General features: G+C 38.9%; 6 protein-coding genes. 3 read left to right on the plus strand and 3 right to left on the minus strand.

The genetic code is table 11. The features are described from left to right. The first annotated feature begins 373 nt into the window (after positions 1–373). The gene (locus ACFIK8_RS06130; RefSeq protein WP_375635655.1) at positions 374–2,359 is read left to right on the plus strand and encodes a M23 family metallopeptidase; all 1,986 of its coding nucleotides are present in this window, start codon (positions 374–376) and stop codon (positions 2,357–2,359) included. Between the two features lie 860 nt (positions 2,360–3,219). Here the strand turns inward: ACFIK8_RS06130 and ACFIK8_RS06135 are convergent. The 3 genes from ACFIK8_RS06135 to ACFIK8_RS06145 all read right to left on the minus strand — a co-directional run bounded on the left by ACFIK8_RS06135 (position 3,220) and on the right by ACFIK8_RS06145 (position 5,658). Then, positions 3,220–4,647: a sensor histidine kinase gene (locus tag ACFIK8_RS06135; RefSeq protein WP_375669030.1), complete on the minus strand. Its 1,428-nt coding sequence runs from the start codon at positions 4,645–4,647 to the stop codon at positions 3,220–3,222. 224 nt (positions 4,648–4,871) lie between these two features. Next, positions 4,872–5,426 carry an RNA polymerase sigma factor gene (locus ACFIK8_RS06140; RefSeq protein WP_375635652.1) on the minus strand — a complete coding sequence of 185 codons (555 nt, stop codon included), beginning with the start codon at positions 5,424–5,426 and terminating at the stop codon, positions 4,872–4,874. A 7-nt stretch (positions 5,427–5,433) separates the two neighbouring features. Then, positions 5,434–5,658, minus strand: a complete 225-nt coding sequence (locus ACFIK8_RS06145; RefSeq protein ID WP_375644534.1) for a NepR family anti-sigma factor — start codon at positions 5,656–5,658, stop codon at positions 5,434–5,436. A 168-nt stretch (positions 5,659–5,826) separates the two neighbouring features. Here ACFIK8_RS06145 and ACFIK8_RS06150 point away from each other — a divergent pair, with 168 nt between their 5' ends. Continuing rightward, complete coding sequence (locus tag ACFIK8_RS06150; protein ID WP_015856822.1) at positions 5,827–6,621, plus strand: response regulator; 795 nt, start codon at positions 5,827–5,829, stop codon at positions 6,619–6,621. A 22-nt stretch (positions 6,622–6,643) separates the two neighbouring features. Then, a complete protein-coding gene (locus tag ACFIK8_RS06155; protein ID WP_375635650.1) occupies positions 6,644–7,657 on the plus strand; it encodes a sensor histidine kinase in 1,014 nt (337 codons plus the stop codon). Positions 7,658–8,598: the final 941 nt, after the last annotated feature.

An 8,598-nucleotide genomic window follows, 5' to 3' on the forward strand; every position in this document is an offset into this window, starting at 1 on the left:
ATCATTTTTTACTTTTTTTTAAAATAAAATAACATAAACAACTGGTTGTATTTCAATACATTACACTAAAATAAAAATAAAACATGAAAACAGAAAGAGTTAAAGGGAGCATGGCGCCTTTAAAGTAAAATATAGCACCCCATTGCAATGCATAAAAATAGGAAGTACCTAGGAATGGATTAATCACAATAACACTTGTTTTATGTTACTTTAATAAGGAAATTTTTCTGCACAGGTACGATTCATAAAGACATTAATGTATAAAGAGAATTCGTATGATCTGTAATTTGTAAAAAGAATCAAATTCTTGTAGAAACATGCTAAGCTATGCTAGCTTTCTTTATTTAATATTGAAAAAGTACTCTTAGAATCTATGTGGGATAACGAACAACAAAAAAACGATCCCGGACAGGACCCTGCTCTTGTCGTTAAACGCTTGCGTCCTGCGCGCCGACAAGTTTCGGCCCGTTGGCTTACGGGAACCGTTCTGACAGGAATCACTTCCTGCATTCTTATGGGTATTGCACTTTTTACGGCTCTTGATGAACAACAGCGATTGGTAACCCCTCCACAATGGTTTACAAAAGAAAACCTCTCCCATACACAAGATCCTGAGGCCAATGGGTATAAAGGTGATCGTATTTTTCCCACCCATGCACGACAAAGCTTTGACAGCAAACGTCAATTTGAACTATCGATTCTGCAAAAAAAAGGCGATGAACAAGTTATTCAAACACAACATTTTGAATGGATTCGTATGGCTTTAGCCGAAAAGCGCCCCCAGAAATATAGCTATCCAAAATTTGATTCTTTAAGCATTCTTGCCAGTGATTCGAAAAATCAAAGCGCCAAACCACAAGATTCTGGACAGATTTATGGAGCAAAGGTTGAAACAAAAATCACCTTACGCAGCTATGATTTTAAGGTAAATCAATTCGATTTTGACAACAACGATACGCTGACAGATGAAGAGGCACAACAAGAAGTGCAAAAAGCTGGATTTACTTTAGAAAAAAGTACCGAACTTCTTTCAGTTCTCACATTGATTGATCCTTTAAAATTAGAAGATGCATCCACTGATTCCCAAGGTACAGAATCCCCTGAAGTTCGCATTGTTCAAGAAAATGTAACCGTTTCTCCTCAAAGTCACCGTATCGATCTGACAAAAAACTATGTTGAAGATATTATTCCTATTCGTAAAAAACAAAAGATAGCCGATGCTTTCAAAAAAACCAGTTATACAAAAAAGCAAATTGAACAGGTTGTAAAAACGCTAGAAAAAATGAGCCTTTCCGATACCCTTAAAGAGGGAAGTCTTTTACGCATTGGTATTGTGACACAAGCTGGTGAAGAAGACCATCTCGTACGCGCAAGTATCTATCAAGGGATGTATCATGTTCTCACCATTGCGCTGAATGATAAAGGCCAATTCATTGAAAGCACAGAGCCTAAAATGTCTAAAGCTCTTAAAACGGCTTTTCAAAATGGTATTCCGCATTCTTATATCAATAGCGCGCAATTACCAACAGCTTATGATGCACTCTATAATGCCTTGCTAAGCCATAATATATCACAATCTCTCTCTCATCGTCTTATTCGTCTGCTTGCCACCAATATTGACATGAAAAGTCCGATAACCCCCAATGATCAAATCGAAATATTTTATGCCGTACCACAAAGCGATAAAGAAAACCAAAACGGCAAAAAGAACTTGAAAGCAAAGGAAGCATCCAAAAACACTGATCCAGAAATTCGTTATATTAGCGCAACTTTTGGAAATACAACTTATAAATATTACCGTTATCAATTAAAAGATGGAAGCGTTGATTATTATGATTCTGAAGGGAGGAGTTCAAAGCCTTTCTTGCTGCGCAAACCCACACCAAATGGGATTTTTGGCTCCCCCTTTGGTCCACGCAAACATCCTATTTTAGGCTATGTTCGCATGCATACGGGAGTTGATTGGGTTGCTCCTAAAGGATCACCCATTATTGCTGTAGGAGATGGTATTGTCACAAGAGTAGGCGTAACAGGTGGCTATGGAAATCACACGGAAATTCAACACGCCAATGGATATATCAGCAGTTATTCACACCAAAGCCGTTATGCACCAGACATCAAACCAGGCGTGAAAGTACGACAAGGACAAATCATTGGGTATGTTGGAACAACAGGAATGGCAACCGGTCCCCATTGTCATTTTGAAATCATTGTCAATGGCGTCAAAGTTGATCCCATGCGCATCCGTATACCGGATAGCAAAGCCTTAACCAATCAAGACCTACAAACATTCCTACAAGAAAAAAACAATATTGATTCTTTGATCAACAGCCCGATACCCCCCTCCGAAGAGACTTAAAGCATAAAAGCATCTGCATTTTTACAACTCAAAACATCTAAAAACATGCTTTAGCGCTTATTTTTCTCAAAGAGATTTTTTTTCTTAAAGAGATTTCCGCACTTTAAATATCTATAAAGAATTCGCCGAAATATGCCACCACTCAAGGTCGCATAACAATGATTAAAAATAAAACGCCCTCCCCTTTGCATGTTTATGCACAATAGAAAAGTGCAAAATATGAAACCCAAAAAGGCTAACTCTTCTTGTTTGTTTTATCAAAACGATAAAAATCCCTTTGTTTTCCATGCAATAAAATTTTAATCAAAGGTGAGTTTTTCTAAAGATGAAGATTCTAAAACCCATATCATTCTATAAACAACCCGACTTCTTTTTGAATAGATTCCACTTGTTGAATGCTTATGCTGTTCATAGCCCTAAAGGACAGTGTTTCATAAACTTTACGAGCAAGTTATCCTTAAGAATATTCGTTACTCACTTTTACAAAAACACCATATATTTAAAGTTTTACATGCCTTACAAAAAATAACAAAACTTGAAAAAACAATCTCTTCGCAAAGAAATAGAGCTTACTAATATAAGTATTATTGATTTAAAGGAGCTCTTATTCAAAATAAATTTAAATTTTAACTTAAGCACTTAAAAGCTATAAAACATACAAAAAAGGAGAATTTTGAAAGCCTATAATCGGAGTCAACAAAGCGAAAAACAAAAAGACCAAAAGATGAAGAAGCAATGTTGCTTCTCTTGAAGACAATTGACAATCTGATGTAAATGGTGCTGTATTCGCGTTATCTAAGTCATATTTTATTCTCATTTTTATTAAAACGAACAAGCAGAGAGCAAAGAGTTTATCCCTTTTAAAAATCAGTCAGAGCTTTTTTTGAACTCTTCATGCGTAGTTTTGGCAAAGGAATGACAACCTTTGTGCCTCCTAAAGCAGAAGTTTCAAACAGAGGTTTTTCACCAAATTGCATACAGAGCTGTTCCACGACCACACGACCAAGTCCTGTTTTTTGTTCTAAAGTTTGGCTTTTCATTCCCACGCCATCATCCTCTACAATGAGCATCAATTGTCCATCTTTCTGGGGACCAAAAGAGATATAAATATGACCGGTACGTTGATCAGGAAAGGCATGTTTTAAGGAATTTGTCAGCAGTTCACCAAGGATAATTCCAAGTGTTGTCGCATCTCTTGAAGACAGGCGACAATCTTTAAAGTTGGTGTGAATAGTGATGTTTTCACGCAATTCAAAAGGGACAGCCAATTCGACATCATGCACAACAGAACTGAGAAACTCTGCCAAAAAAGTCGTTTCCATATCATCACTTAAGCGCAAACGACGATGTGCTGTAGAAATTGTCTGAATACGATCGCGTGCAGCTCCTAGAACAGAACGTACCTCTTCATTTTTGCTCCGGTTTAACTGGAGCCCCAGCAAAGAAGACACCGTCCCAAGAGAATTGCCAATGCGATGGCTTGCATCCTGCAACAATATTTCAACCCGTTGGCGTTCTTTTTCAGCGTGATTGCGTGCTCTTTCTAATTCTTGTGTTCGTTCTTTCACGCGGGCTTCCAGAGCGATATTTTCGCTATGAAGCAGCAATTGATACAATTTTAAAGAGCGTACATCACGATGAAAACGATTAATAACAAAATAGGCAGAAATAAAAGTACTCACAACGGAAACAATAGCCGCCAATGTCAAAGCAGCCCGCATCAATGCAATACCCTCACGCTGTTTTTGTCGCACCACATCATCCCCATTAATAAAGCTTGTCATCAATTGAGCTAAACGTGCCACAGGAATCTTTGATACTTCAAAAGAGGCAGCATGAGAAGGTTGTTCAGGAATCGCATCAAGAGCATGCATATGGGCATTCATAAATGCTTTTCGTGCTTCAACCTCTTTTTTAAAAGCCGTAAACCATTCATCCCATTGTGGATGCGCATAAACAATAAGTGCGATATAATCGAGAATATCCCCCAACTCCCGCTCTGCATTTTCAAAACGTATTTTATCTTCCATCTTGCGCGTTTTTGCATAGCTGCGATCAGCAACAGCCATATCAATCAAGCTAATAAGGACCAAATCAGCCTGTTCGCGTAATTCTGAACTTGTATTCAACTGTGCGACTTCTCGATCAACGGCATTTGAAAGCAACATAATAAAAACCGATGCCAAAAGAGCCATAACAAGAGAAACAACAATCGCTACCCACCGCCAGCGTGATATCGTTGCATCAGAAGAAGGCATTTGAGGCATCAAATTTGTTTTTGTTGTCATAGAATGTCCATTGGCGAACTTGAAAGTCGTCATTTTTCAGCACAAAGGAAGGCAACCTTATGGAACATAAAACCTAAAGCCCGTGGGAAAGTTTATACAGGCTTTTCTTGTGTTCCTAAGGATACACGCCAAACACTCTGAATTTCCTCAGATACTGACTTTACTGTAATAGCTATAACGGGAATAAAAAAAACAAGGCTATCGATCATAATTATTATGCTTTTTTAGCCGTTAAATGAACACAATGTACTTCCAGCTGAATAAGAATCAGGACCATAATCAGACTCACCATCCACCTTGAGAAGTTCTTGTAATCGATTACGCGCCCTGCTCACACGGCTTTTAATGGTTCCAACAGCACAACCACAAATAGCCGCTGCATCTTCATAAGAAAACCCCGATGCGCCAATGAGAATAATGGCTTCTCTTTGATCGGCAGAAAGCAAATTTAAGGCTTTTTTGAAATCTTGCAAATCAAGCGATCCATATTGAGCAGGATGAACAGCGACATTTTGAGTAAACACGCCATCGGTATCTTGAACTTCTCTTCCCTTTTTACGCATTTGACTGTAAAATTCATTGCGCAAAATGGTAAAAAGCCAAGCCTTAAGATTGGTTCCCATCTCAAAACTATCTTGCTTAGCCCATGCCTTCATAACAGTATCTTGGACCAAATCTTCGGCTTTATCCTGCTTGCCACTTAAAGAAACAGCAAAAGCTCGTAAAGCCGGCAACACCGAAAGGAGTTCTTGTTTAAAGTTTTTCGCGCACTTTGACATAAAGGATTCAAACCTTTTCCACATTGTTTAAGCCAAATTGCTCTGCGTTTAAGCCAAATTGCTCTGCGCGCTCCAACTTCTCTAAAAGCTCGAGCAAACACCGCGGCAGTGCTTCTTCTTGAATTTCCATGTAAAATTGACGTAACTTCCGTGCTATTTCGCTATTGACCCCGAGAAGATCATCTCCAACTGTAAATTGTGTGGTGAGATTTTTTTCATCACGGTTGTTCATTTTTCATCCCCCTAATCCATATAATATCAGTAGCACCGCGAAGAATTTTTCGCCTTATGGTTGTAAATATGGCTATCGGTAAAAAGTTCCATACAAATCAAGGAACTTTTTTATCTGTTGAGAATTTCAACCAACAAAATGCTTGAAAGATCAAAGGAGTTATAAATTATGTCATTATCAACGCGCATTGCCCCGCATCTTCCCTATCTTCGGCGTTTTGCCCGCTCTGTCACCGGTAGCCAATCCTCTGGCGATGCTTATGTGTCAGCGATGTTGGAAGCACTCATTGCCGATATCTCCATTTTTCCCAAAGCATCCAGTGACCGAATTGGTACCTATTGGCTTTTTTGCCATCTTTTTGACCAAACCACACCGAACATCCCTGAACCCCTGCCCCAATTTGGTCTTGAACAAAAAACCAGTGCCAAATTATCCTATCTCACGCCCCGTGCACGCCAAGCATTTTTGCTCATTGCCGTTGAAGGATTTCATGAACAAGAAGCCAGCGAAATCATGAATCTGGATACGAAAGAATTTCGTAAGCTTCTCAACCAAGCATCCATTGATATTTCTCAACAAATTGCCACTGAAGTAATGATTATTGAAGATGAACCTCTTATTGCGCTTGATATTGAGCAAATGGTAGAAAGCTTAGGTCATCATGTTGTAGGAATAGCGCGCACGCGTGATGAAGCTGTCATCATGTATCATAAGAAAAAACCACGGTTGATTTTGGCTGATATTCAATTAGCCGATAACAGTTCAGGTATTGACGCGGTCAACGAGATTTTGAAAAATGACCGTATACCGGTGATTTTCATCACGGCTTTTCCCGAAAGGCTGCTGACCGGCGAACGTCCAGAACCAACTTTTTTAGTGACCAAACCTTTTAACCCTGATATGGTGAAAGCGCTTATTTCCCAAGCTTTATTTTTTCAAGAGAATGCTTCTAAAGCGGCTTAGAACAGAGTAACATCTTAAAATTATGATCGTTACGCCTCTTTCAAAGCCTCCCATGGATAGATCTCATATGAGTGCGCTCATGCAAGCGATTCGTGGTGCTGATATTTGTGTTCTCTATCAGGCAACAAATCTGGTTTATTTATGGGCTGAAAACTTGCCACACCATTTGCACAATAAATGGCGGGTTGGGTGTCGTGACAGCGACTTTTTTTCGCTTGACCTTGCAGACAATATGGAAACCATCAAACTGCAAGTTTTAGCGAGTGGCAAAATGCAAACTGTTGAAGCACGTTTTGAAGATACAAAAAAACAAGAGATTTGGTATAAATTTTCTATTGATTGTCATCGTAATGATAACGGAGATATTATCGGTATTATCACCACCGGTGTTAATATTTCCGGCTTACGCCGCCGTGAACAAGTGCTCAAAATCCTTCTTCGCGAGGTCAGTCACCGTTCTAAAAATCTTCTAGCGATCATTCAAAGTATTGCCAGCCAAACCGCCCGCTATACTGAATCTCTTCAGGTTTTCTTACGCAAATTTCAAGGTCGTCTTCATTCTCTTTCTCATTCTCAAGATCTGATCACTGATTCCGATTGGCGTGGCGCTCAATTTCGCGAATTGGTCCAAATGCAGGCTTTAGGCTATTTTATGAAAGAAACAGAACGTTTTTCACTTGAAGGCGTAGATCCTTATCTTTTTCCCAATGCCGCTTTGCATATTGGTTTGGCTTTTCATGAACTGATTGTCAATTCTCTTTCTTTTGGAGCCCTTTCCCAAGAAAAGGGTAGCATCTGTGTACGCTGTGAAATCGAAACAAAACTGAATGGCAAAACGCAACTTATCATCACTTGGCATGAAAATTTTGAATCCGACATCCCCCCCCCAAACAATAAAAAAGCCTGTTTTGGTAGTGCCGTTCTCGAAAAAATCGTTCCCATTTCCGTGAATGGTTCCGCTTTCCTCAAATTGACAAAAGAAGGAATTGTCTATTGCCTCTCTGTTCCTGATACTTATTTTGATATTTTTTCTTAAAAGAGCATTTCAAATAACAAACAAGAGAAGTTTTCCCTTTTCAGCAAAATTTCTCATCTATTTTATTAAGCACAAAGATATTTTCCAACCTCTTTAAACCAACCACTATGTCCCCCAATAGTTCCCCAAAACCTTAACGATGAAAACTTAAGCCATATAAACTCCATTCCCGCTGTCAATCAACTTTCATCCCTTATAGAACCGCATATTTTAAGAGAGAAACCAAAACAATGAAGAGTAAACCGTTTCAGCTTTTATATGCCAAATAAAAGCGAACCTATTACCTATCTCTTTTTGTGTAACTTTCGCAATGCGCATACAATTCCATTTTGGCAGAATATAAAATTTCAAGGAGTAAAGCTAACATCCATCATCACTCTTCAGCTTTACGGGACTAAAGCATCCACGACAACAACAATTAACTGATGAAATTACACATTTTATGCTTTTATTTATCGCATTCTTTAATGGAGATATCCTCTTCAGGTACAATAGGACATCCTAAAACAGAATACACTTGTGTTTTTCATTCACGCACTTTTTTAATATTTCCCAGCGCATCCACGCTCATTTCAAAACAGTGTCTGTAAATAAAATATAATAGCCCCCGTAAAGTGAACCATCAAGCACGCCCCTTTTTACTCCACATCCTTCTTTACCTTCATACCTCTTTTCACTTCATAAAAGTAGTAGCTGAGCATTATCATACCCTTTGTCCCTCATGTTGCAACAGCCATTGACCTTTGAGAGCGTTCATAAGGGGCATTTTAGTCTTTTTTCAAATATTTCTCACCAACACAAAGCCCACACACAGCCTTTTATGACGTGCAAGCCAATGACTTTGATTAATTCACTATAGACCGGCATCTCAAAGGGGGAACGGACATCTCAAAGGGGGAACGGACATCTCAAAGGGGGAACGGACATCTCAAAGGGGGAAC

Source organism: Bartonella sp. MR168JLCBS, from assembly GCF_042194175.1.

What these genes read in the sequence shown, in the direction of transcription:
- ACFIK8_RS06150 (WP_015856822.1), top strand. Translation starts at nt 5,827, where the DNA reads ATGTCATTATCAACGCGCATTGCCCCGCATCTTCCCTATCTTCGGCGT.
- ACFIK8_RS06130 (WP_375635655.1), top strand. Translation starts at nt 374, where the DNA reads ATGTGGGATAACGAACAACAAAAAAACGATCCCGGACAGGACCCTGCT.
- ACFIK8_RS06145 (WP_375644534.1), bottom strand. Translation starts at nt 5,658, where the DNA reads ATGAACAACCGTGATGAAAAAAATCTCACCACACAATTTACAGTTGGA.
- ACFIK8_RS06135 (WP_375669030.1), bottom strand. Translation starts at nt 4,647, where the DNA reads ATGACAACAAAAACAAATTTGATGCCTCAAATGCCTTCTTCTGATGCA.
- ACFIK8_RS06155 (WP_375635650.1), top strand. Translation starts at nt 6,644, where the DNA reads ATGATCGTTACGCCTCTTTCAAAGCCTCCCATGGATAGATCTCATATG.
- ACFIK8_RS06140 (WP_375635652.1), bottom strand. Translation starts at nt 5,426, where the DNA reads ATGTCAAAGTGCGCGAAAAACTTTAAACAAGAACTCCTTTCGGTGTTG.